Consider the following 23,140-nt stretch of genomic DNA (forward strand, 5'->3'; position numbering starts at 1 on the left):
CATTAAGCCCTCCCCTCATGCCGCCTTGGCCAGCTCCACCCGGCCGGACAGCAGCCGCGTCATCTCCTCGGCCGGCATCGGGCGGGCCAGGTGGTAGCCCTGGCCGAGCGTGTAGCCCAGGCGCTGGAGCCGGTCGGCCTGCTCCTGGTTCTCGATGCCCTCGGCCACCGTGTCCAGGCCGAGCGCACCGGCCAGCTGGACGACGGCGCGGGCCACCGCCTGCCGGGCCTCCGCCTCCGGTGTTCCCATCTCGTCGAGCTCGATGCCGTCGACGAACGACTTGTCGAGCTTGACGATCGAGGCCGGGAACGAGCGCAGCAGGCTCAGCGACGACTCGCCGGTGCCGAAATCATCGAGCGCCAGCCGTACGCCCATCTCGTGCAGCTCGCGCAGTGTGCGGGACACCTGCGGGCCGCGCAGTACGGCCGACTCGGTCAATTCCAGCACCAGCCGGTCGGCCGGCAGGCCGGAATCGGCCAGCGCCGCCCGCACGTCGGTCACGAAATCCGGGTCGTGCAGCTGCCGCACGGACACGTTGGGGCCGAGCTTGCGCATGCAGTCGGGGCCGAACTCGGCCAGCCAGGCGGCGGCCTGCCGGCAGGATTCGCGCAGCACGAAGCGGCCCAGCGGCACGATCAGCCCGGTGCCCTCGGCGGCCGGGATGAACTCGCCCGGCGGCACCAGGCCGCGGGTGGGGTGCTGCCAGCGCACCAGCGGCTCGACGCCGACGACGCGGCCCGTGGCCAGCTCCATCAGCGGCTGGTAGTGCACGCGGAACTCGCCCGCGTCGAGGGCGCGGCGCAGCTCGCCGCCGATCCGGGCGTGCGCGAGCACCGGCTGTTCCATGCCGTCGTGGTATCGCACCGCGTTGCCCTTGCCGCGCTGTTTGGCGGCGTACATGGCGACGTCGGCGTGCCGCAGCAGCGGGTCGAGACCGGCACCCGCGCCGGCGGTGGCGATCCCGATGCTGGCGTGCACCAGCAGGCGGTGGTCGCTGAGCGGCTGGGCGAACTCGTCGAGCACGCGCCGGGCCACGGTCTCGCCGTCGGCGCCGGGTACCAGCAGCACGGCGAACTCGTCGCCGGCGAGCCGGACCGGCAGGCCGTCGGGGCCGACGGCGGCGCTGAGCGCGGCGGCCACGGCGATCAGAAGCTGGTCGCCCACGTCGTGGCCGAGCGAGTCGTTCACCGTCTTGAAGTCGTCGAGGTCCACCAGGAGCACGGTGGTGTCCCGCTGCTGGAGGGCCTCGGCCGCCCGCGTACGGAAAAGTCCTCTGTTTCCGAGCCCGGTCAGGCCGTCGTGGGTGGCCTCGTGGCGCAGGCGGTCCTCGGAGACGCGCTGGGCTCGCAGCAGGCGGCCGTTATCGCGCAGCGCCATCATCTGGCGCACGGCGACCAGGCCGGTGAGCGGCACGGTGGCCACCACGACCACGTTCGCGGTCCAGCCGTGCCCGTGCCACAGCAGGGAGAGCAGGGAGGCGTCGGCGGCGGCCAGGGCCAGGTAGGGCAGCAGGGTGCCGGAGCGGCGCGCGGGAGCGCCGGTGGCGATCGACTGACGGTACGCGGCGGTTGCCACGAAGGCGTGTGTGAGCGGCATGACGATGGCCTGGGCGAGCAGGACGTTCCGGTCGCCGCCGGTCGACAGCAGGGCCACGCCGACGCCGGTCAGCGCGGTCGCGGCGATCAGCCGGATGGCGCTGCGGTCGACCGGGCCGCCGTCGATGTACGAGACCTTGGTGATGCCGCCGAGGCCGAGCAGGAAGGAGATGCCGATCAGCGCGGTGGACTGCGCGCTCCAGCCGTCGGACCCGGTGATCATCGGGGCCAGGCCGAAGGTCCAGAGCAGCGTGCCGACGCCGACGAAGGCGATCGTGCGGTCGATCAGCTGCCGGCGGCGGGCGCCGGGCCCGCCGGCGCCGAGCGGGACCCGCATGACCCCCCACATCGCGGTCAGCATGCCGATGCCGGCCAGGGCGGCGGCGGGCAACGGGATCGCGGGCAGCGTCGGCGCGGTACGGAAGGCGACGACGGCGAGAATGAAATAGCCGGCGCTGAGCACGCTCATACCGGTCAGGATGTGCCACCAGAACCGTCTGGTGACGGGGTCGAGGCTCCGCCCGCGCATCAGGGACAGGATGGCCAGGATGCCGGCGGCGCCGCCGGCGGGCATGAAGAGGTACGCGATCGCGTCCGGGCCGGGACGGGTCAGGAACCAGACCGCGCCCAGCAGGGTGACGGTGACGGCCGCGACGACGTAGCGGACCGGCGTACGCAAGTCGGTGCCCACCCCCGACGAATCGGCGCGGACGACGGAAACCAAAGGACTTTTCAGGACCGGGCACCTCCTCCGGCCGTCAGCCAGCAGGATTGGACACATGGAGCGGAGCCGCCAGGACGAGGTCCGGGACCGGATGCGGGACATCGCCGGCGGCGACCCCGGTACGGCCGAACGCGCGCTGATGAGCCGTCTCATCCGCTCGTTCCTGGCGAAGACGCCGGGCGCGGTGGACCGGCTCGGTGAGCTGCTGCGCGGCGGCGATCCGGCGGAGCTGCGCGATCACGCGCACACGATGAAGGGTTCGGCGGCCAACATCGGCGCCGGCATCCTGGCCGGGATCCTGGCCGAGGTGGAGAACGCCGCGCGGGAGGGCTTCGTGCCCGACCCGGACGTGACGCTCGGCCGCGTGGCCGCCGAACAGGCCCTCGCGTTCGAGGTCCTGGAGCGGTTCGCGGCCGAGCTCGAGAGTTCCTAGCGGGCCCCGGGCTCGGGCAGGAGCATGTCCTCGTCGAAGCGGCGGCCGCCGGGGATGGCGAGCACCGGCTCGACGATCTCGATGGTGCGGGCGAAGTTGGTGAGCCGGTCGAGCAGCAGCTCGGTGACGAGCATGCCGCGGCCGATCAGGACGAGGCCGTTGACGGCGACGATGTCCTCGGCCACCCGCATGTTGACCTCGAGGTCGACCACGCGCAGGCCGCGGACCTTCTCGGCCACGTGCACGACGCCCTTGAGCTGGCGCAGCGCGGCGAGCACGGGCATCGCGCTGTCCTCGCGGCACTCGAGGACGGCGATGGCGCTGTCCACCTCGAGCCCGCGGCTCTCCAGCGTCTCGTAGTCGATGGCGGTGCGGACGACGGCGACCGCGGCCTCGACCAGCGGGCTGGGGTTGCGGGGCGGCTTCACGCTCAGCCCCAGAACGATCTGGATCACGTCCTCGAGCATCGGGATGTTCTTGAGCAGCTGCACCGCGACCTCGGGCATGTGGTCGATCATGACCTGCTCCTCGGCGGTGCAGGGCATGCCCTTGTCGAGCTTGGCCAGCACGCTGGGCGGCAGGGTGACCGCGCCGAGCTGCGAGGCCATCGCGGCGACCTCGATCTCCCACAGCGTGCCGAGCTGCATCTGCTGGCAGAGCTCGCCGACCAGCGTACGGATGCGGCCGCCGCGGGCGAAGGCGAGCGGGCTGGCCAGCTCGAGACAGCCGAACAGCGCCTCCAGGCTGCTCTTGAGGGTCTTGTCGAGCAGCTGGCGGTCGGCGGTCGAGCGGCCGTGCAGCTCCACCGCCTCCCGTACGGTCGAGCGCAGCTCCTCGGTCTTGACCGGCTTGGCGAGATAGCGGTAGACACCGCCGTCGTTGATCGCGGCGATGGCCGAGTTGAGGTCGCTCTGCGCGGTGTGCAGCACGCGGGTGGTGTCGGGATATTCGACCTGGACGCGGCGCAGCAGTTCGACGCCGTCCATCTCCGGCATGCGCAGGTCGCTGATGACCGCGGCGACCGGCCCGTTCTCGGCGAGCAGGCGCAGCGCCTCGGCGCCGCTGTCGGCGATCAGAACCTGGTGGTCGCGGCGCAACTGCAGGGCCAGCGTCTCGAGGATGGTGGACTCGTCGTCCACGAGCAGCACTGTGGGGCGCGCCTGCGTGTCAGTCATACCGCCACTATCGGCATCACCGGGATGAGGCTTTAGGGTCTGCGGGTGGGCAGGCGGACGTGGACCGTGGTGCCGTGCGGCAGATGGCCGGTGAGGCTGATGGTGCCGCCGTGCAGGCCGACGATCGCGCGGGCCAGGCTCAGGCCCAGGCCCTTGCCGGCGATGCCCTTGTGGCGGACGTTGCTGGCGCGGTAGAAGCGGTCGAAGACGCGCTCGCGCTCCTCGGCCGGGGTGCCGATGCCGTTGTCGGTCACGGTCAGCTCGACCGAGGCGCCGTGCTCGCGCAGGCCGACGTGCACGTCGCCGCCGCGCGGGCTGTAGTTGACGGCGTTGGCCAGCAGGTCGTCGACGACCTGGCGGAGCCGGCGGGCGTCGCCGTCGAGCAGGAGCGGCGCGGTCCGGTCGGCGTCGAGGCGCACCCCGTTGGCGGCCGCGGCCGGGGTGGCGGCGGCGATCGCCGTGGCCACGACGGCGGCCAGGTCGACCGGTCCGATCGTGAGGTCGATGTGCCCGGAGTCGAGGCCGGCCAGGTCGAGCAGGGTGTCGACGACGCCGCGCAGCGCGGTGGCGTTGCGCTGGACCGCGTCCACCATCGCGCGGCTTTCCTCGTCGAGCCCGGCCGCCGCCTCGGCGAGCATCGACGAGCTGGCCACGATCGTGGTCAGCGGGGTACGCATCTCGTGACTCACCAGCGCGATGAAGTCGTCCTTGGCCCGGGTGAGCTGGGACGCCAGCGCCTCGGCCCGGCGCAGCGCCAGGTAGACGCCGATCTGGGCGGCCACCCCGTCGAGCAGCACGGCCAGCAGGTCCTCGTGCGGCTCGGGCATCGAGGCATAGCAGGTGAGCACGCCGAGCACGGTGCTGCCGTCGCGCACCGGCACCGACAGCACCGACCGGATGCCGTGCCGCAGGCAGGCGGCGGCCCGCGACCGTTCGAGCGAGCTGCTCAGGGTGACCGTGTGGGCGATGTCGGGCACCCAGAGCGGCTTGCCGGTGACCCAGACCCGGCCGGTGATGCCGGATCCGCGGATCGGCGCGAAGCCGAGCACCGCCTCGAGCCCGCTGCCGGGGGCGCACCACCGGCCGCCGAAGGCCAGCTCGCTGTCGTCCTCGCCGTTGAGCCAGAGTTCGGCGGCGGGCCAGCCGAGCGCCTCGCCGAGGGCGGCGAGCACGCCCGGCGCCGCCTCGACGATCGACCCGGCCGACTGCAGAGCCTGCTCGACGGCCCGGTGGCAGGCCCGGAACCGCTCGGCTCGGCGCAGCGCGGTCACCTCGCGGGCTATCGCGACCGCGCCCAGATGCCCGCCGCCGGCGCCGGGGATGGGCCGGGCGGTGACGGCGACGACCCGTTCCCGGCGGCCGGGCACGCGCACGATCATGTCGGTGTCGACGACCTCGCCGCGGACCGCCCGCTGCACCGGGGCCTCGTCCCAGGTGATCGGGTTGCCGCCGGCGTCGAACAGGACGCCGTCGGCGCGCTGGGGATAGTCCCGTGCGGCGGTCTGCTCGCTCAGGCTCATCAACTCGCGGACCGGCCGGTTGACCAGGACCACCTCGCCGTCGGCGTCACAGGCGATCACGCCGACAGTCAGGCTCTCCAGCAGCGCGTCGAGGAAGGCGTCGCGGTCCACCTAGGCCGAGACCGGCCAGCGGGCGGGGCAGGCGGCGTCGGCGCCCTGATGGCCGTGCGGGCCCAGGTCGGCCAGGTCGCCGATCACCTCGCGCAACTTGTCGTTGGGGCAGGGCTTGAGCAGTACGGCGCAGGCACCGGCGGCGATCGGGGCGTTGTCGCCGGGATGCAAGTGCCCGCTGAGCATGACTACCGGCGTCTTCCCAATGTCGGCGTGTTCGCGGATGGCCCGGGTCAGTTCGAGGCCGTCCATCCGAGGCATGCCCAGGTCGGTCAGCACCACGTCGGGCCGGTCGGCGATCGCCATCTCCAGCGCCCGCGCTCCGTCGGGCGCGTGGCTCACCGTGTGCCCGGCGCGTTTGAGCAGCCTGGTCAGGATGAGGGCGATGTCCTCGTCGTCCTCCGCGATAAGCACGCTTGCCATCTCCCCAGCATGCGGCAATAAGTCCGTCATGTACCGATTTTGCGGGACATCCCAACGATGAAGGCTCGCTGAGCGACCTCGTCCAGGTCCTCCTCGGCCATCCACTCGCCGACCAGGGTGACGCCGGGCGACAGCAGCGCCCAGTCACCGAAGAACGCGCGGACGTCCGCCTGGTCTCGCATCACCATGGGAGCGGTGGTGTTGTTGTAGATCCGCCGGACCCGTTCGGTCCGCTCGGACGAGCCCTTACGGGATCCGTGGGTCAGGGCCAGCACGCTGCCGGGCGCGAGCGCCCGGCGATAGTCGTCCAGCGCCCGGGCCAGGCGCTCGGTGTCCGGGATGAAGTGGGCGACCGCGACCAGCAGCAGGCCGACCGGGCGGTCCAGATCGATCAGGTCGCGGACCACCGGGGAGCCGAGCACCAGGCCGGGGTCGGTGAGATCGGCCAGGACCATTCCGGCGTGCGGGTCGTCCTCGGTGACGCAACATCCGTGCAGATAGGCCGAGGCCTCGACGTCCACGCCAACCACCGGCGCGTGCGGGTCGAGCTCCCGTACCACCTCGCGGGCGTCGCCGGGCGAGGGAATGCCACAGCCGAGGTCGAGGAACTGCCCGACGCCCGCCTCGTGGGCCCGGGTGACGGCCCGGCGCAGGAACCGCCGGTTGAGCCGGACGATCGCCGGCAGCTCGGGCATCGCGGTCAGCGCGGCCGCCGCGGCCTCCCGGTCGGCGGCGAAGTTGTGCCGGCCGCCCAGGAAGTAGTTGTACATCCGGGACACGCTGGGCCGCTGCATGTCGACCTCCGGCACGGCCTGAGCGTCGGCCTCACCGATCATGATGCGAGCCTAGAACCGAATCGTTAACGTAGACGTCATATGGTCCGATCGCGCGGTAATTCCGGGTTGTCCGAGCAGGCCGACCTGCTCCGGGCCATCGTGGGCTCGGCCCACGACGCGATCTACACCGTCGGGCGCGACTACACCATCCTCTCCTGGAACCCGGCCGCCCAGGCACTGCTCGGCTACTCCCCCGAGGAAATCGTCGGGCGCGACCTCGACCTGCTCGTGGCGCCCGACCGGCGGGCCGATCAGCGGGAGATGTTCGCCCTGATCTCGGCCGGCGCCCGGATGGAACGATTCCGTACCCGCCGGCGGCACCGCGACGGCCGCTGGATCCCGGTCACCCTGAGCGTGTCGCCGTTGGCCGGCGACGACGGCGACCTGCTCGGCTTCACCGTGATGGCCCGCGCCACCAGCGCCCGGGAACGGCTCGAGTCCAGCCTTCAGGCGCTGCTGGAAGCCGCGCCGGACGCGTTCGTCGGCGTCGGCGACGACGGCCGGATCACCCTGTCCAACACCCAGGCCGAACTGCTGTTCGGCCTCACCCGCAACGAGCTGATCGGCCGCGACGTGAGCCGGCTGCTCACGCCGTCGCTGCCGGACGACCCGGCCCCGCGCCGGGACGCCGACGAGTCCCCGGCCGAGCTGCTGGCCCCCGGAACCCCGCCCACACCGACCCTGGCCCACCGCGTCGACGGCAGCACCGTGCCCGTCGAGGTGTCGATGAGCGTGCTGCCGACCGAGAACGGCCGGATGCGGTGCGCGGTGATCCGCGACATCACCGACCGGATCCGCGCCGACGACCGGTACCGGCAGCTCCAGGCCGAAGCCGAGCGGGCCCGGATGGAGGCACAGCTCCAGCGCGCGCAGCGCCTCGAGGGTCTGGGCCAGCTGGCCGGCGGGGTCGCGCACGACTTCAACAACCTCATCGCGGTGATCGCCAACTACGCCACCTTCATCGCCGAGGCGGCCACCGACGCCGGGCTCACCGAGATCACCGGCGACGCCGAGCAGATCTCCAAGGCCGCCCAGCGCGGGGCCGACCTCACCCACCAGCTGCTCGCCTTCGCCCGCCGCGAGGTGGTACGGCCGCGGCCGCTCGACATCAACGAGGTGGTCACCGACATCGAGCAGATGCTGCGGCGCTCGATCGGCGAGCACATCGCCCTGACCGTACGGCTGGCCCCGGACCTGCCGTCGGTGACCGCCGACCCCGGCCAGCTCGACCAGGTGCTGGTCAACCTCGCGGTGAACGCCCGCGACGCCATGCCGCGCGGCGGCGAGCTGACCCTGGAGACCGAGGTGCTCCACGTCGACGACGACTACGCGTCGGGCCGCCCGCACCTGCGCACCGGCCGGTACGTCCGGCTGCGGGTCAGCGACACCGGCACCGGCATGCCGCCCGAGGTGATCGAGCGCGCGTTCGAGCCGTTCTACACGACCAAGCCCGCCGGCAAGGGCACCGGCCTCGGCCTGGCCACGGTGTACGGCATCGTCACCGCGGCCGGCGGTGACCTCAACGTCTACTCCGAACCCGGCATGGGCACCACCTTCACCATCCTGCTGCCCACCACCGACGCCGCCCCGGCCGAGGCCGAGCCCCCGGCCGAACCGCCGGCCGACGACTACCGCCGGGGCACGATCCTGGCCGTCGAGGACGAACCCGCCCTGCGCGACGTGCTGCGCCGCATCCTGTCCGGCGCCGGCCACCACGTGCTGGTCGCGCCCGACGGCCCGGCCGCGCTGACCCTGGCCGCCGAGTACGAGGGCCCGATCGACGTCCTGCTGACCGACGTGGTCATGCCCCACATGCTCGGCAAGGACCTGGCCGAGCGTTTCGCCGAGACCCGCCCCGGCACCGCCGTGCTCTTCATGTCCGGCTACGCCCGCCCGGTCCTCGCCTCCCAGGGCACCCTCGACCCCGACGTCACCCTGGTCGAGAAGCCGTTCAGCAAGAACCAGCTCCTGACCGCGTTACGGCAGTGCCTCGACTAGCCTCGCCGATCGAAACTCTGGTACATCAAATGCAGCCCCACCCGGCCCTGGGTGGGGTGGGCGAAAGCGCCGGGCACGGTGCCCAGGATGGCGAAACCCAAGCGCTGGTACAGGGAGACGGCGGCGTGGTTCGACGCGACGACCGCGTTGAACTGCATTCCGTCGTACGGCTGGGAACGCGCCCAGAAGAGCGCGTCGCGGCAGAGAAGCGTGCCCACCCCGCGGCCTCGCGCCCCGGCGGCGACCATGAAGCTGGCGGTGGCGATGTGCGAACCCGGGCCGGGCCGGTTCGGGCCCATCTTGGCGGTGCCCAGGACCCGGCCGGACGGCTCGTCGACGGCGACCACGGTGCGGCCGGGCAGGCCCTCGATCCAGATGGCGCGGGCCGTTTGTTCGGACATCGTCGGGTCGTACGGGAAAGTGTCGGCGGCCGTCACCACCTGGTGGATGATCGACCAGACCGCGGGCCAATCGTGATCTTCGAAGTCTCGGACGCGCACGCGCCGACGGTAACGGTGCCACCATCGCGGCGCGACCGCATTAGGGCAGGCTGCGCGGGCCAGGTACTTTGTGTCGGGCGCGACCACCTTTTCGCGCGCGGAGGAAGGTGCCAGGCGATGACGACCGAGCGGAACAGGGCGACGGGGCGGCCGACGCTGGAAGAGGTCGCCGCGCGGGCCGGCGTGGGCCGCGGAACGGTGTCACGCGTGGTCAACGGGTCGGCGCAGGTGAGCCCGCGCGCCCGGCAGGCCGTCGAGGAAGCCATCCAGGAACTGGGGTACGTGCCCAACCGGGCCGCCCGGACGCTGGTGACCCAGCGGACCGACTCGATCGCGCTGGTCATCTTCGAGTCCGGGGAGCGGTTCTTCGCCGAGCCCTTCTTCGGCCGCATCGTGCAGGCGACCTCCTCGGTGCTGGTGGCGCGCAACCTCCAGATGGTTCTGATGATCGCGCAGGCGCCGGAGGAGCGGCGGCGGCTCGAGGGCTACCTGACCCGCCAGCACGTGGACGGGGCGCTGCTGCTGTCGCTGCACGGCGACGACCCGCTGCCGGCGGTGCTCGAGGAGCGGGGGGTGGCCACGGTCCGGGCGGGCCGGCCCACGTACGCGGACCGGGGCTCCTATGTCGACGCCGACAACCGGGGCGGCGCGCGGGAGGCGGTGTCGTACCTGTGGTCGCGGGGCCGCCGCCGGATAGCGGCGATCACCGGCCCGCTCGACATGGCGGCCGGCATCGGCCGCCTCGAGGGCTACCGCGACGTGGTGGGCGACGGCCCGGTGGCCTTCGGCGACTTCAGCGAGGAAAGCGGCGCCGCGGCGATGTACCGGCTGCTGGAGCAGTACCCCGACCTGGACGCGGTCTTCGCCGCCTCGGACATGATGGCGGCCGGCGCCCTGCGCGTGCTGCGCCAGCACGGCCGCCGCGTCCCCGAGGACGTCGCGGTGATCGGCTTCGACGACTCGGTGATCACCCGCCACACCGAGCCCTCCCTGACCAGCGTCGACCAGCCCATAGCCGAAATGGGCCGCGAAATGGTCCGCCTCCTGCTGGCCAAAATAGACGGCGACGAGCCCGCCGAAACCCAGGTGGTCCTCCCCACCCGCCTGGTCATCCGCGGCTCAGCCTGACCCCCGCCCACGGCCCGCCCTTCCCTCGCGCACGTGCCCGAGAGGCCACGGCCCGGCTTTCCCTCCGCCAAGAGCCTGACCTGCCACGGCCCGGCCTTCCCCTCCGTCAAGTGCCTGACCTGCCACGGCCCGGCCGATCCACGCCGCCACGGCCCGCCCTTCTCCGCGAGCAGGACGGGACGCGGCCCGACTTTCCCCCGCACGCGGGACCGGGCTGCCCGACGTTCCCCGCAAGCGGAATCGGAGGCGGCCCGTCGTTCCCCCGCAAGCGGGACCAGGCGCGGCCCGACGTTCCCCACGAGCGGAATCGGAGGCCGCCCGACGTTCCTCCGCGAGCGGGACCAGGCGCGGCCCGACGTTCCTCCGCGAGCGGGACCAGGCGCGGCCGGGCTTACCCCGCCGCGAGCGGGATCGAGTGCGGCCCGGCTTTTCCCCGCCGCGAGCGCGGGCGGGCGCGGGATCACAACGTGCGGGCGGCCTTGTCGACGTCGGCGAGACGGGAGCGGAGCAGTGCGGCCTGGGCGGAGGACACGCTGCCCTCGCCGGCGCGGTCGTCGATTTTGCGGCGTAACGCATCGACCTGGTCGCCGGTGTTGCCGCCGGAGCGGGTCAGGGGGCGGACCAGGTTCAGCAGGTCGGTGGCCACGTCGGAGCGGATGTCGCCGCCGGCGGCGCCGCGCTCGACCGCGCGGCGGAAACGGCTCACGGCGTCGTCGAAGCTGAGCGTCGGGGCCGGCTTCGGCGCCGGCGAGGACGACGTCGGCGGCGCCGTGGTCGCCGGCGTCGGGGGCGCCTCTATTGTGGACGTGACGACCACGGGCGGCGGGGGCAGCTCCGGATTGGCGTCGATCTTCTCGTTCGCCGGCCAGTTGATCACGACGAACGACCCGGCCAGGGCCGCGACGAGCGCCGTGACCCCCACGATCAGAGCCATTCGGCGGCCCGGCGGCTTGGTCAGCGCGAGCGTCGGGGCCGGCGCACGACCACTCGCGGCCGTCCGCCCGACGCCGGACTCTCGGCCCATGCGGAAACCTCGTCCCGCGGCAAAACCTCGTCCCGCGGCGAAGCCTCGTCCCATGTTGAAGCCGCTCCCCGCGTTAAGACCGTCCTCCGCGCTGGAGCCTCGTCCGGCGTTGAGCGCTCGGCTCGCCGGCGCGGCCCGGCCAGGCGCGAACCCCGCCGACACATCGGGCCGCTCCCCCGCCGCGAAACCGCCCGACCGGTGAGGGCGGCCGTCGGACTCAAAGCCGCCCGGCGGGTGAGGTCGGTCCTCGGGCTCAACGCCGCCCGGCGGGTGAGGCCGGTCGTCGGGCTCGAGGCCGGCCGACGGAGAGGGGCGCTTTCCCGGCGCGAAGCCGTCGTAGCGGGCGGAGGGTGCGAGCTGACCGGGAGAGGCCGGCGGGGTGAGCGGCGCGGCGGATGCCGGCGACGGGAAAGGGCCGGGCTGGGTGGCCGAGCTGCCGGGCGGAGCGACGTGGGCGGGCTCCGCTTTGAGCCACAGGGCGGTCAGGTCGAAGCGGACCTCGGCCGCCGTCGGGCGGGCGGTGGGAGACTCGTCCAGGCAGCGGTCCACCAGGTCGCGGAACGCCCCCGGGAGGTCGGGTGGCAAGCGGTGAGGGCCCCGGGTTCGGGCCTCGGCCAGTTCCTCCCACGTGTCCACCGGGTAGGGCGGGTCGCCGGTCACCATCTCGAACAGCAGGACGCCCAGGCCGTACACGTCGGTCGCCGGCTCGGACGGCATGCCGTCGAGGCGCTCGGGGGCCACGTAGGCCGGGGTGCCGAATGTGGAGCCGGACTCGTCGTCGTCCGGCTCGCCGGCTGTGGCGCTGATGCCGAAGTCGAGGATCTTCACGCCGGTCGGGGTGAGCATCACGTTGCCGGGCTTGATGTCGCGGTGCACGACGCCGGACGCGTGGGCCGCGGCCAGCGCGTCGGCCACCGCCGCGCCGATGCGGGCCGCCTCGGGCAGGCCGATCGGCTCGCGTTCCAGGCGGGCCGCGACCGACTCGCCGGCCAGCAGTTCCATCACCACGAACGGGGTGATTGAGCCGTCCGGGCGCACCGCCTCGCGGTAGTCGTGCACCGCGGCGATGTTCGGGTGCTGCAGTTTCGCCGCCATGCGGGCCTCGCGCCACACCACCTGCGCGCCCAGCGGCAGTTTCACCGCGACCGGGCGCGCCAGCAGCTCGTCGTCGGCACGCCAGATCTGCGACATGCCACCGATCTCGAGGAGCTCGGCCAGGCGGTACCGCGAAGCCAGCAGGCTTCCCGCGCTCGGCCAGTCTTCGCTCACGAGGGAACATTCGCCCGGATTCCGGCGGGTGTCAACTCGGGTGAGCCGACTGTCACCAGGCGTGCTGGTCAACCTCGATCGCGATGTAGTCGATGTCGCCGGCGTAGTAGTCGCAGCCGACGTCGACCTGGTCGCAGTCCGTCTTGCCGCCGATGGCGACCGGCCACGAGTTGGCGATCGCGCCGGTCCAGCCGTAGCGCCCGGCGACCGTACGCCCGTCGATCGTCAGGAAGACGCCGTCGTCGGTCCGTTCGCAGCGGACCGTGTGCCAGCGCCCGTCGTTGATGGCCCGCGGCGCGGTCACCAGCAGCGCGGTCGAGGTGCCGCGGAACCAGCACTGGACCTTCCCGTTCGGGATCTGGATCTTGTAGCTGCCGCCGGAGACGGTGGCCTGTCCCTTTTGGATGATGTTGCCGAAGTGTTCGCGGGTGCGCAGTCGCACGGTGACCGCGTAGTCGCGGCTTCCCGGGTCGAGCTCGGCGTCGTCGGGCACGACCGCCAGGTGCCCGGGGCGGGTCGGCGGGGTGTCCGGCTCGAGGCGGTCGAAGCGGTATCCGTACCCGTCGTCGGTGCGCAGGCCGACGCCGATGTCGCGGCCGATCCGCCCGTTGAAGCCGTGCCCGCTGCCGTCCCGCATCGTTGAGGAACCGGGGGCCTCGTTCATCCCCCAGAACGCGATCTCGTGCTCGGCCGAGGCGGAGGCCGGCGCCGCGACGGCGGTGACCGCCGCGAAGGCCGCCACGGAGACCATCCAAAAGTGCCGTTTCTTCATGGTTATCCCCGTAGGCGCGCTATATCCGTTTTGACGGTTTGAGTGTACGCATGCGGCGGGCGTCCCCGAGGGTGAAGCTTCAATAACGAGTGGACTTGGTTGGGAAGAAAGCGCCCGGATGACATGATGTTCGCGATGGCGCGCTTCGAGGCACGAACCTTCGAGGGAGCCGGCGAGACCAGGGTGGTCCTCTCCGGCGACTGCGACCTTTCCGTACGGGACGAGTTGCTGACCGTCCTCGACGCCGCGCTCACCGCCGCCGGCGGAAGTCACCCCCGCGTCGTGGTCGACCTCGCCGAGGTCGGCTTCCTCGACTCCACCGGCGTGCACGGCCTGATCACCGCCCACCACGCCGCCCTCGGCCGCCACGGCCGCCTGGTCGTGGTCAACGCCAAGGGCGCGGTCGCGGCCGTCCTCGACATCACCGGCGTCGCCGGCCTGCTGAGCGACGCCGCCCCGCCCGCGGTAGAGCGCAGGACCGGCGGATGAACACCGAACCCGCCACCGCGCCGTACGAGACCACCTACCACGAGCCCGGCGATCTGGCCCCGCTGCGCGACTTCGTCCGGCTGCACGCCACCGCCCTCGGCCTGCCCGGCAGCCGCGCCGATCTGCTCACCCTCGCGGTCAGCGAGCTCGCCACGAACACCCTGCAGCACACCGAGGGCGGGGGCCGGGTGCGGCTGTGGGCCTCGGACGGCCGGGTCTACTGCGACGTGATCGACGGCGGGCCGATGCGGGTGCTGGGGCGCGACATGCCGGCCGCCGACGCGCTGCGCGGGCGGGGCCTGGCCATCGTCGAGCGCGTCTGCGACGAGGTGGGCGTCGAGGCGGCCGCCGAGGGCACCCGCGTACGGCTGGCTCTGGACCTCATAGAACTTTGACCAGCACCGTGCAGGTGTCGTCGTCCGGGCTCGGCCGGTTGATCGTCGTCACCGCGGGCAGGGCGCCGGCCGCCGCGGCCAGCGTGTCGAGCACGCGCGGCAGCAGCGGCGGACCGCTGCGCCGCTCGACCAGGCCGTCCGTGTAGAGCAGCAGAAGATCGTCAGGGGCGAGGGCCGAGGTCGCGATTTCGTACGCCGCCTCGCCGTCGGCGCCGAGCAGCAGGCCCACCGGAAGCTCGAGCGGGCGCGCGTGCCCGCCGCGGGCCAGCAACGGCGGCGCGTGCCCGGCCCGGCCCCAGGCCAGCGACCGGGTCGCCGGGTCGAAGACGCCGAGCACGGCCGTACCGGTCAGCCGCAGCTGCCCGCACAGCCGGTTGAGGTGCCGCAGCAGCGTCGCCGGGTCGTGCACCCCGATGGACAGCCAGGCGATCAGCGCGAACCGCAGGTGCGCCATCCCGTTCGCCGCGGCCAGCCCGTGCCCGGCCACGTCGCCGACCGCCAGCAGCACGCGCCCGTCGGTGAGCTCCTGCGCGTGATACCAGTCGCCGCCGACCTGCACCGTGTTCTCGGCCGGCAGGTAGTGGACCAGAACCTCCAGGCCGGGCAGCGGGAACGGCTCGCGCGGCACCGGCTGGATCATGTGCTGGAGCTGGCCGGCCAGGCGATGCTCGGCCAGGGCGGTCATCTCCCGGGTGCGCAGCTGGTCGCGGAGACGGTCGATGGCCGTCCGGGAACTCTCCCGCGCGGTCACGTCCTGCACCACCGCGTTGATCTTCAACGGCCGGCCGCCGGCGTCGGTGGTGACGTCGGAGAGGATCCGCAGGTGCTTGATCCCGTGCCCGACGGCGAAGCGCACCGTGACGTCGGCCGTTCCGCCGCTGTCCATGCTCTGCCAGGCCGTCTCGGCGACGCCGCGGTCCTCGGGCAGCATCGCCGCCGCCTGCTCCACCCGCGACATCGGCCCCAGATCCGGGTCCCGCTCGAAGATCCGGTACATGCCGGGCGACCACTCGCTGGTCCCGGTCATCAGGTCGAACTCGGTCCAGCCGAGGCTGCCCAGCATCTCGGTGTTGGCCATCCGGCGGCGGTCCTCGTCGAGACGCTGCCACCAGACCAGCAGGCCGCCGAGCACGGGGTGCACGGTGACGTCGAACAGGGAGTGCGCGACGACGCCGGCCTTCCTCTCGTCGTAGCCGAACTCTTTGTACACGCGGGGCTCGCCGGTCCGTACGACGTCGAGGTAGATCTGCCAGAGCTCGCCGCCGACGATGCTGGGGTACAGCTCGCTCAGCAGGCGGTCGACCCGGCTCGTGCCCCGGCGGTAGATGTCGCGGCCCTGACCGCTGGCCGCGGCGACCCGGAAGTCACGCACGGCGCCGTCCGGGGCCGTGACCGGGAGCAGCCAGGAGCAGCCCACCGGGATGACGGCGAGCATCTCCTGAACGACCCGGGCCACCTCGTCGCCGGCCATGCGCTCAGCGTAGTGGGCGGCGACGCACGCCCGGTACGTCGGGGACATCCCCGGGTGACAAGACCTCGCGAACTGCCAGTTCAGCTTGATAGCATCCCGCGACTCTCAGGTTCGGAGGTCTTACCCCGTGTCCGACAACAACCGCATGAAGGATCGTGTCAAAGTGCTGCTCAATGGGACGTCAACGGACAGCCAGACCTCGGAGCACGCCCTCGTCGCCCCGGCCCAGCCGGCGGGCGCGCAGGCACAGAACGGCACCGCTCAGCCCGGTCCGGCCGCCCAGCCCGGCCAGCCCGGACAGCCGGGTCAGCACCCGAACCAGGCCCTGCAGGTTCTGACCCTGGCCCAGCGCACCGCCGAGGAGCACGTCGCGCGGGCGCACCACCAGGCCGACAAGATCCGTACGGACGCGCTGGCCGCCGCCGAGCAGATCGCCCGCGACGCGCAGGTGCACGCCCACAACGTGCGCCGTGAGGCCGAGAAGATCCTCTCCGACGCCCGCGCCGCCGCCGAGCAGATCGCCCGCGACTCGCACGCCCGGACCGAGGAGGCCCGCCGCAACGCGGAGAAGATCCTCTCCGAGGCCCGCGCCCAGTCGGAGTCGATCGCCCAGGACGCGCAGGCCAACGCCGACCACCTCAACCAGCAGGCCCGCCAGCGCTACGACGACGTCGTGGGCAGCCTGGGCAGCAAGCGCGAGGCGCTCCAGCAGCAGATCGAGGCGCTGGAGTCGTTCGACCGGGAGTACCGGTCCCGGCTCACCACCTTCATGCAGGGTCAGCTGCGTGCCCTCTGGGTCGACCAGCCGCAGGTCACCGGCGACCTCGGCGAGCCGGAGACCGGCCCGCGGCACGGTGCCCCGGACGACCGTGAGGACGCCGTCCCGGCTCAGCGGCACAGCGAGGAGGACCAGGTCGGCGACGAGGACGAGGCTCAGGCCGAGCGGTAGGTCTGACCGTTCGGGGTAGTTCGTCTCCCGTGCGCTCCGGGGTTCACTGAGAGTGTGGAGTCCGGAAGGCTACGCGTCGACGCGGGCACGGTCGAGGTCGCCGCGCGCGGTCAGGCCGTCGCCGCGCCGGTGGGCGCCGGTGACCGTCTCGCGGAGCGGCTTCGCGACCTGCGCCGCGCCCGCCGGCTCGACGGCGCCGGAGTGGTGGCGCGCTCGGCCGCGCCGGTCGGCGAGGCCCTGCGCGCGGCCGGGGACGAGCTGGCCCGGATCTACGCGCCGGCGGCGGTGGGCGACGCCCTGCGCCGGCTCGTCGAGGCCGGAGACCTGCTGCTCGAGGTGCGCGCGGACGAGGACCTGCCGTGGGAGGCGCTGGTCGTCCCCGGCACCGGGAAGCCGCTCGGGCTGCACCCGAACGTGCGGATGTACCGTTCGGCCCCCGGCGTCGCCTACCCCACCGGCACCCTGCCGGGCCCACTGAGGATCCTGGCCGGGGGCGACCTGGAACGACTGCTCGACGTGGTGGAGCCCGGCCCCGGTCTGCGGATCCTCGACGGGGAGGCGACCGGCGAGCCGGTGCACGTGGCGCACCTCGACGACGCCGAGTGGCTTCCCTCCGGTACCCGCCCGGGCCTGGTCGTCGTCACCGGGCGGGCCCGGGTGGCCGAGCTCCTGGCGGCCGGCGTACCGCAGGTCCTGGCCCTGACCGAGCCGGTCACCGACGGGTACGCGGCGCGTTTCCTCGGCCACTTCTACCGGCTGCTCGCCGGCTTCCCGTCGGTGCCCGGCGCCGTCGCCGGGGCGCGCCGGCTGGCCGGCGGCACGGAGTGGACAGCGCCCGTTCTGTACTGCCGGGGCGCGCCCACGCCGCTGCACGGAGTTACCGTGACCGATATGGACGAGCCCGAGGGTTTCGTCGGCCGCCGCGACGACCTGCGAACCCTGCTGGAAGACGTGCGCCGGCCCGGCCACGCCGGGGTGGTGCTGCACGGCCTGGGCGGCATGGGCAAGAGCAGCCTCGCCGGCGAGCTGGTGCGCCGGCTCGGCGACGACGCCGGACTGGTGCTGCGGGTCAGCGGGACCGACACCGGCGAGCAGATCCTCGACACCTTCGGGCGGCTGCTGGCCGACGAGCCGTCGGCGGCCCGGACGGCGGCCGAGGACCGCCGGCGCCGGCTCGCGGCCTACCTGCGTACACCCGAGGAATTCTGGCGCGACCGGCTCGCCACCGCGTTCGCCGTGCTCGGCTCCCGGCCGGTCACCCTGGTCGTCGACGACTTCGCGATCGACCCGCGGGCGCGCCGGGCCGGGCACCGGGCCGAACCGGCCGACCCCGGTCTGGCCGCCTTCCTGGCCCGGTGGATCCGCGAGCCCGGACCGCACCGGTTGCTGATCACCAGCCGCCTCCCGTTCACCCTCCCCGGCAACCTGCACGAACAGCTCACCGAGCACCACCTCGGCCCGCTCACCGAGGCCGAGGCCCGGGTGCTGGGCTCGCGCCTGCCCGCGCTGGCCGCCCTCACCCCGGCCGAGCAGCACCGCGCCTGGGCCGGCACCGGCGGCCACCCGCGCACGCTGGAACATCTCGACGCGCTGCTGCGCCGTGGCGACGCCGGGTTCGGCGAGGTGGCCGGCCGGTTCGAGGAGCTGCTGGCCCGGCAGGGTGTGCCCGAGCCGGGGCGGTGGGCGGCCGACCTGCGCTCGGCCGCCGCCGACGACCGCCGGGCCGGCCTGGCCCTGGCCGAGGCGATCGCCACCACCGTCAACGACGCCGTGCTGGGCGACCTGCTCGCGCTGCTCGACGACGACAGCCGGCGGCTGCTCGTGGGCGCCGCCGTCTACCGCCGCCCGGCCGACGAGCCGGCGCTGGTGCGGCAGAGCGCCCTGCCGGGCCTGCCGGACGGCCTGGAGACGCTCGCCGGTCTGGGGCTGGTCAGCGAGATCGCCGACGAGGACGGGGTACGGCACACCGTCCACCCGTGGACCGCCGCGTCCATCGCCCGGCTCCACCCCCAGGACACGGCGGCGGCACACGGCCGTGCGGCCGACTACTACCGGCACCGCGTACGCCCCCGGGACGGCGACCCGGTCGCCGATCTGGACGACCTCATCGAGGCCCGGTACCACCTGTTCCGGGCCGGGCGGGTGGACGAGGCGATCCGGCTCAGCTTCCTGGTACGCGAGCGCCTCGACATGTGGTCGGCCTGGGACTGGGCCCGCGCGGTCTGCGAACAGACCCTGGGCTGGGTCGAGCCGGGCAGCCGCGACGCCGGCACCCTGCTGCACTACCTGGGCCTGCTGGCCCACCGGCGCGGCGAGACGGCCGAGGCCGAACGGCTGCTCGAGCGGGCGCTGTCGGTGAGCGAGACGGCCGGCGACCGGGTCCAGCAGGCGACGATCGGCCACAAGCTGAGCCGGCTGGCCGAGGACCGCGGCGACCACGCCGGGGCCGAGCGCCGCCTGCGGCAGGCGCTGCTGCTGGACGCCGAGAACGGCAACCGGACCGGCCTGGCCACCGGCCAGCACCGGCTCGCCCTGCTCTGCACGCTCACCAACCGCCTCAGCGAGGCCGTCGCCCTGCACTGTCAGGCGCTGGCCATCGAGATCTCCCTCGGCCTGCCCGACGCCCGCCTCGAGGTGGCCGACCTGGCCCGCCTGCGCGCCGCCCTCGGCGAACAGGACTTCCGCCGGGCGGTCACCGCCGTGCTGCCCGAGGAGTCGGTCAGCGGCCTGGCCCGCCTCCTCGACGACTTCGCCACCGCGGCCGAGAGCCGTCAGAACTGACCAAGGGCGGAAGCGCTCAGCGTGTACGGGTTCCCGAGCCCCGGATACGCGGCGTCCATGGCGGCGATCAGGGCGGCGGCGTCCGGCGCGCCGGTCAGCGCCTCGTCGAACGCCGTCAGGTAGCCCCGGGAGAAGGCGAGGATCCGGGCGGCGTCCTCGTCCGGGGCGCCCGGATCGCGGTGCCCGGTCACGATCCGCCGCGCCCGCAGCGCCTCGACCGTGTCGATCGCGGCCAGCCAGCGCCGCCGGGCGGCCCGGTCGGTCTGCGCCAGCCACATGTGGATGCCGTCGTAGGCCACGTCCCCGCCCACGACCGCCTCCGCGCCGGGCACGTGGACCACGCTCGACGGGTGGGTGTCGCTCTGCCCGACCGCCACCGGCCGGATCTCCGCACCCTCGAGCAGGATCACGTCACCGTCCAGCGGGACCGGCACCACCGGCGGCCCGCTCGGCAGCTGGCCCGGGAACAGCGACTCCCAGTAGGCCAGATAGCCGGGCGCGACCTGCTCCTGGGCGTACGGGACGACCTCGGGCAGGGCCACCGCGGTGACGGCCGGGAAGGCCCGCTGGACCACGGAGAGCCCGAGGAAATGATCGGCGTGGCCGTGCGTGACGTACACGTGGGTCAGGTTCCGGTCCTTGCTTCTGATCCACTCGACGAGCCGGCCGGCCTCGGCCGCCGTGATCAGCGCGTCGACCAGGACCGCGTCCCGCTCGCCGGCGATCAGCGTCGAGGTACTGGCGGGCCAGGTCGGTGCGTCGTGGCCGTCCGCCACGATCGGCTTGTATCCGCTGGTGAAGACGTCAATGGTGAGCACCCGTCCACAGTGCCGTGGCGGATCGCACCCGCTATCAGTCGAGAGACTGGCGAAGGGACACCGGCTCGGCGGCGGACAGCCACTCCGCGGGCAGTCCGCCGACGCCGGTGCGGGCGCCCACGACGCCGCCGGCGTCGGTGCCGTCCAGCCGGTCGGCGATCGCGGCCCGGCCGCCGCCGGCCGTTCTCCGCCGCTTCAGGCGGTCAGGCCGAGCAGGTCGCGCCAGGATTCCGGGTAGAGGTCGCCGCCCCACAGGATCCCCTGGCCGGTGGTGGCGGCGACGGTGGCGGCCGTGCGAACGAACGACAGCGTGAGGGCCGGCCAGCCGAGCTCGCCGGCCGGCTCCCCGTGAAAGGCGCCGAACGCGGCCGACGCGGCCGCGAAGGTCGGCTCGTAGCGGGGCAGGTCGAGCCGGTCGAGGCGGGTGGCCAGGTCGGCGGTCTCGGCCGGGGTCAGCCAGCCGTAGGTGCCGTCGGTGTTCTCGAACTCGAAGCCCACGACGGCGCCCCGAACGTCGAGCGCCGCCAGGTGCAGGCGGATCGGATCGTTTTCGGGTACGCCGAGGTGGTCGAGCAGCGGCCGGTAACCCGACGGCCGGGCCGAGCGCCCGACGAACTGGCCCTCGCCGAGGCAGCGGAGGGTGACCCAGGCCGCGTACAGGAAAGCGAGTTCTTCGACGTTCTCCTGCTCCGCCGTGGCGTGGAAGGAGCACCGGGTCCGCTCGGGGCAGGTCGTCGACGGGCACCGCAGCCACTGCCGGGCGCCGTCCGGCCGCATCACCGGCTCGTTGCCCAGGTAGCCGAGATCCGCCCCGAGCCACAGGCAGTACGCGGCCAGGTCGACCGGCCGGGCGCGCAGGCGCTCGGCCATCGGCCACCACATGTCGGTCCACTCGCTTGCGGGCAGCCGCGCCAGCCACGGCGGCACGGCGCCGCCGCGGAGCAGGTCCAGCACGCCGGGCACGACCTCGGCGCGGTAACGCTCGTAGTCGAACAGGTGAATCCACGCGTCAGAGCCCACGCCGAGGATGGTGGCATGGGGGTCAAGCGGGAATGCGATAGCGGCGCAGAGCCGGGATGGTCAGGGCGATCAACGCCGTCCCCAGCACGCCCAGGGCGCCGCCGATGGCCAGGGCGGCGCCGCCCGAGGTGAGGGAGGCGACCAGGCCCGCCCGGAGGTTGCCGAGGTGCGGGCCGGCCGCGCCGGCGATGTGTTCCAGGGCGGCCACCCGGCCCCGGTAGGTGTCCGGTGTGGAGCCCTGGACGACGGTTCCGCGCGAGACCACGGCCCACGTGTCGGCGAATCCGGCCACGGCGAGGAAGCCCAGGACCGCGTACAGGCTGGTGCTCAGGCCGGCCAGGCCGAGCGTGACCGCCCACAGCGCGCCGCAGGCCAGCAGCATGCGGCCGGGGTGCGGGTTGCGAGTGGCCAGGCCGGACAGGACCGAGGCGAGGACGCCGCCGACCGCGACGGCCGTGGCGAACAGGCCCAGGATTTCCGGGCGGCCGCCGAACTTCTCCTGGTTGATGACCGGGAACAGGGCGAACGGCATGGCCAGGACCGTGGCCGCCAGGTCGGCCAGCAGCGCCCCTCGCACCTGGGGGGTGCTCACGGCGTACCGCAAACCGGCCTGGACCGCCCGCACGCCGGACCGGCCCTCGGAGGTGGGGACGCCGGGCGGCAGACCGGCGACCCCGAACAGCGCGAAACCGTAGGTGAGCGTGTCGAAGGCCAGGCACCAGCCGACGCCGGCGATGGCGGTGAGCGCGCCCGCGGTGGCCGGTCCGGCGAGCATGGCGAGCTGGAACGACAGGTGGTTGAGGGCGAGCCCGGCGGCGAGGCGTTCGCCGGTGAGCAGGGCCGGCACGAACGTCTGACGGGCGGGCGCGTTGAGGCCGCCGATCGCCGACTGGACGGCGGTGAGCAGCAGGATCGCGGGCACGCCGCCGGTGTCGGTGAACGCCACGAAGGTCATGGCCGCGCTCACCACGATCTGCGCGACGGTGCACCGCAGGGTGAGCAGCCGCCGGTCGACGTGGTCGACGAAGGCACTACCGGCAAGAGCCAAGACAATTAGTGGTACGCCGACGGCCAGCCCGACGAGGCCCACGACGGCCGCGCTGTGCGTGCGGTCCCAGACGTAGTAGAGGACCGCGAACGAGCCGAACTGCCCGCCGAAGCCGGAGGCGGTGGTGCCCAGCCACAGCCGGCGGAACGTGCGGTTCTCGCGCAGCGGGCTGAGGTCGGCCAGCGCCCTCATCCGAGGTGGTCCCGCAGGCGCTGGGCGAACGGCCGCCGGGCCAGCAGCTCCCGCAGATCGGCGGTGACTTGCGTGAGCGAGTACGGCAGTTCGGCGTCGAGCTCCCGGACGGCGGCCTCGGTGGCCCGCCACTCGGCCACGAGGAACGGCATGATCTCGGCCGCCCGCGCGGTGAGCCGGATCGGCCGGGTCCGCCCGTCGTCGCCGGGAACGCTCTCGACCAGGCCGGCTTTGGTCATGGCGGCCGCCGTCTGGCTCATCGCCGAGTGGCTCACGCCGCGGCGTTCGGACAGCGCCCGGATCGTCATCGGGCCGAAGCGGTGCAGCGCGATGAGCGGCCCGACGAACCGCGTCCGGACTTCCGGCATGTCCCCGGCGGCGTACAGATCGGCGATGTCCGAGTCGAGCGCGGCCAGCAACGCGTGCAGGTCGCTCCAGTGATTGCTGTCGAGGAGGTCCACCTGAGCAA

20 protein-coding genes are annotated in these 23,140 nt (G+C 73.4%); 7 read left to right on the plus strand and 13 right to left on the minus strand.

Going from position 1 to position 23,140, the window contains the following annotated elements:
* Positions 1-15: 15 nt before the first annotated feature.
* The gene (locus ACGFJ7_RS36360; protein ID WP_392646458.1) at positions 16-2,286 is read right to left on the minus strand and encodes a putative bifunctional diguanylate cyclase/phosphodiesterase; all 2,271 of its coding nucleotides are present in this window, start codon (positions 2,284-2,286) and stop codon (positions 16-18) included.
* An 88-nt stretch (positions 2,287-2,374) separates the two neighbouring features.
* Here ACGFJ7_RS36360 and ACGFJ7_RS36365 point away from each other — a divergent pair, with 88 nt between their 5' ends.
* Positions 2,375-2,752, plus strand: coding sequence for an Hpt domain-containing protein (locus ACGFJ7_RS36365; RefSeq protein ID WP_392646460.1), 378 nt, complete (start codon positions 2,375-2,377; stop codon positions 2,750-2,752).
* Here ACGFJ7_RS36365 and ACGFJ7_RS36370 read toward each other — a convergent pair.
* From ACGFJ7_RS36370 to ACGFJ7_RS36385, 4 genes are read right to left on the minus strand one after another with little or no spacing between them, the layout of a single operon-like run.
* Positions 2,749-3,927, minus strand: coding sequence for a response regulator (locus ACGFJ7_RS36370; RefSeq protein ID WP_360253918.1), 1,179 nt, complete (start codon positions 3,925-3,927; stop codon positions 2,749-2,751). The genes ACGFJ7_RS36365 and ACGFJ7_RS36370 overlap by 4 nt on opposite strands.
* Before the next feature lie 32 nt (positions 3,928-3,959).
* Positions 3,960-5,558, minus strand: coding sequence for an ATP-binding protein (locus tag ACGFJ7_RS36375; protein WP_392646462.1), 1,599 nt, complete (start codon positions 5,556-5,558; stop codon positions 3,960-3,962).
* A complete protein-coding gene (locus ACGFJ7_RS36380; protein ID WP_360253922.1) occupies positions 5,559-5,981 on the minus strand; it encodes a response regulator in 423 nt (140 codons plus the stop codon).
* 26 nt (positions 5,982-6,007) lie between these two features.
* Entirely contained in the window at positions 6,008-6,817 is an 810-nt protein-coding gene (locus tag ACGFJ7_RS36385) for an SAM-dependent methyltransferase (RefSeq protein WP_392646464.1), read from the minus strand.
* 39 nt (positions 6,818-6,856) lie between these two features.
* On the opposite strand from ACGFJ7_RS36385, the gene ACGFJ7_RS36390 reads away from it, so the two are divergent.
* Positions 6,857-8,815, plus strand: a complete 1,959-nt coding sequence (locus ACGFJ7_RS36390) for a PAS domain S-box protein (protein ID WP_360253926.1) — start codon at positions 6,857-6,859, stop codon at positions 8,813-8,815.
* Here the strand turns inward: ACGFJ7_RS36390 and ACGFJ7_RS36395 are convergent.
* Complete coding sequence (locus ACGFJ7_RS36395) at positions 8,812-9,315, minus strand: GNAT family N-acetyltransferase (protein WP_360253928.1); 504 nt, start codon at positions 9,313-9,315, stop codon at positions 8,812-8,814. The two genes, ACGFJ7_RS36390 and ACGFJ7_RS36395, sit on opposite strands and share 4 nt — an antisense overlap.
* Before the next feature lie 117 nt (positions 9,316-9,432).
* Here ACGFJ7_RS36395 and ACGFJ7_RS36400 point away from each other — a divergent pair, with 117 nt between their 5' ends.
* Positions 9,433-10,443 (plus strand): LacI family DNA-binding transcriptional regulator, encoded by a 1,011-nt coding sequence (locus ACGFJ7_RS36400; protein ID WP_360253930.1) that lies wholly within the window; start codon positions 9,433-9,435, stop codon positions 10,441-10,443.
* 460 nt (positions 10,444-10,903) lie between these two features.
* Here ACGFJ7_RS36400 and ACGFJ7_RS36405 read toward each other — a convergent pair whose 3' ends face one another.
* Both ACGFJ7_RS36405 and ACGFJ7_RS36410 read right to left on the minus strand, forming a co-directional pair.
* Positions 10,904-12,736: a protein kinase gene (locus ACGFJ7_RS36405; RefSeq protein WP_360253932.1), complete on the minus strand. Its 1,833-nt coding sequence runs from the start codon at positions 12,734-12,736 to the stop codon at positions 10,904-10,906.
* Between the two features lie 52 nt (positions 12,737-12,788).
* Entirely contained in the window at positions 12,789-13,508 is a 720-nt protein-coding gene (locus ACGFJ7_RS36410; protein WP_392646467.1) for a laminin G domain-containing protein, read from the minus strand.
* A gap of 135 nt (positions 13,509-13,643) precedes the next feature.
* Here ACGFJ7_RS36410 and ACGFJ7_RS36415 point away from each other — a divergent pair, with 135 nt between their 5' ends.
* Positions 13,644-13,997: an STAS domain-containing protein gene (locus tag ACGFJ7_RS36415; RefSeq protein WP_360253936.1), complete on the plus strand. Its 354-nt coding sequence runs from the start codon at positions 13,644-13,646 to the stop codon at positions 13,995-13,997.
* Positions 13,994-14,392, plus strand: coding sequence for an ATP-binding protein (locus ACGFJ7_RS36420; RefSeq protein WP_392646468.1), 399 nt, complete (start codon positions 13,994-13,996; stop codon positions 14,390-14,392). Before ACGFJ7_RS36415 ends, ACGFJ7_RS36420 begins: the two co-directional genes overlap by 4 nt.
* Here the strand turns inward: ACGFJ7_RS36420 and ACGFJ7_RS36425 are convergent.
* Positions 14,379-15,863 carry a SpoIIE family protein phosphatase gene (locus tag ACGFJ7_RS36425; protein WP_360253940.1) on the minus strand — a complete coding sequence of 495 codons (1,485 nt, stop codon included), beginning with the start codon at positions 15,861-15,863 and terminating at the stop codon, positions 14,379-14,381. The genes ACGFJ7_RS36420 and ACGFJ7_RS36425 overlap by 14 nt on opposite strands.
* A 127-nt stretch (positions 15,864-15,990) precedes the next feature.
* On the opposite strand from ACGFJ7_RS36425, the gene ACGFJ7_RS36430 reads away from it, so the two are divergent.
* Both ACGFJ7_RS36430 and ACGFJ7_RS36435 read left to right on the plus strand, forming a co-directional pair.
* Positions 15,991-16,812 carry a hypothetical protein gene (locus ACGFJ7_RS36430; protein ID WP_392646469.1) on the plus strand — a complete coding sequence of 274 codons (822 nt, stop codon included), beginning with the start codon at positions 15,991-15,993 and terminating at the stop codon, positions 16,810-16,812.
* A gap of 54 nt (positions 16,813-16,866) precedes the next feature.
* Complete coding sequence (locus tag ACGFJ7_RS36435; RefSeq protein WP_392646471.1) at positions 16,867-19,593, plus strand: tetratricopeptide repeat protein; 2,727 nt, start codon at positions 16,867-16,869, stop codon at positions 19,591-19,593.
* On the opposite strand, the gene ACGFJ7_RS36440 is transcribed toward ACGFJ7_RS36435, so the two are convergent.
* The 4 genes from ACGFJ7_RS36440 to ACGFJ7_RS36455 all read right to left on the minus strand — a co-directional run bounded on the left by ACGFJ7_RS36440 (position 19,584) and on the right by ACGFJ7_RS36455 (position 23,132).
* Positions 19,584-20,411 (minus strand): MBL fold metallo-hydrolase, encoded by an 828-nt coding sequence (locus ACGFJ7_RS36440; protein WP_392646473.1) that lies wholly within the window; start codon positions 20,409-20,411, stop codon positions 19,584-19,586. The genes ACGFJ7_RS36435 and ACGFJ7_RS36440 overlap by 10 nt on opposite strands.
* 195 nt (positions 20,412-20,606) lie before the next feature.
* Positions 20,607-21,431 carry a hypothetical protein gene (locus ACGFJ7_RS36445; protein WP_392646475.1) on the minus strand — a complete coding sequence of 275 codons (825 nt, stop codon included), beginning with the start codon at positions 21,429-21,431 and terminating at the stop codon, positions 20,607-20,609.
* Positions 21,432-21,453: 22 nt separating this feature from the next.
* Positions 21,454-22,671: an MFS transporter gene (locus tag ACGFJ7_RS36450; protein ID WP_360253950.1), complete on the minus strand. Its 1,218-nt coding sequence runs from the start codon at positions 22,669-22,671 to the stop codon at positions 21,454-21,456.
* Positions 22,668-23,132 (minus strand): MarR family winged helix-turn-helix transcriptional regulator, encoded by a 465-nt coding sequence (locus ACGFJ7_RS36455; protein WP_392646477.1) that lies wholly within the window; start codon positions 23,130-23,132, stop codon positions 22,668-22,670. Before ACGFJ7_RS36455 ends, ACGFJ7_RS36450 begins: the two co-directional genes overlap by 4 nt.
* Between the last annotated feature and the right edge of the window lie 8 nt (positions 23,133-23,140).

Origin of the sequence: Actinoplanes sp. NPDC048988 (assembly GCF_043197815.1) — a bacterium.
GTDB lineage: Bacteria > Actinomycetota > Actinomycetes > Mycobacteriales > Micromonosporaceae > Actinoplanes.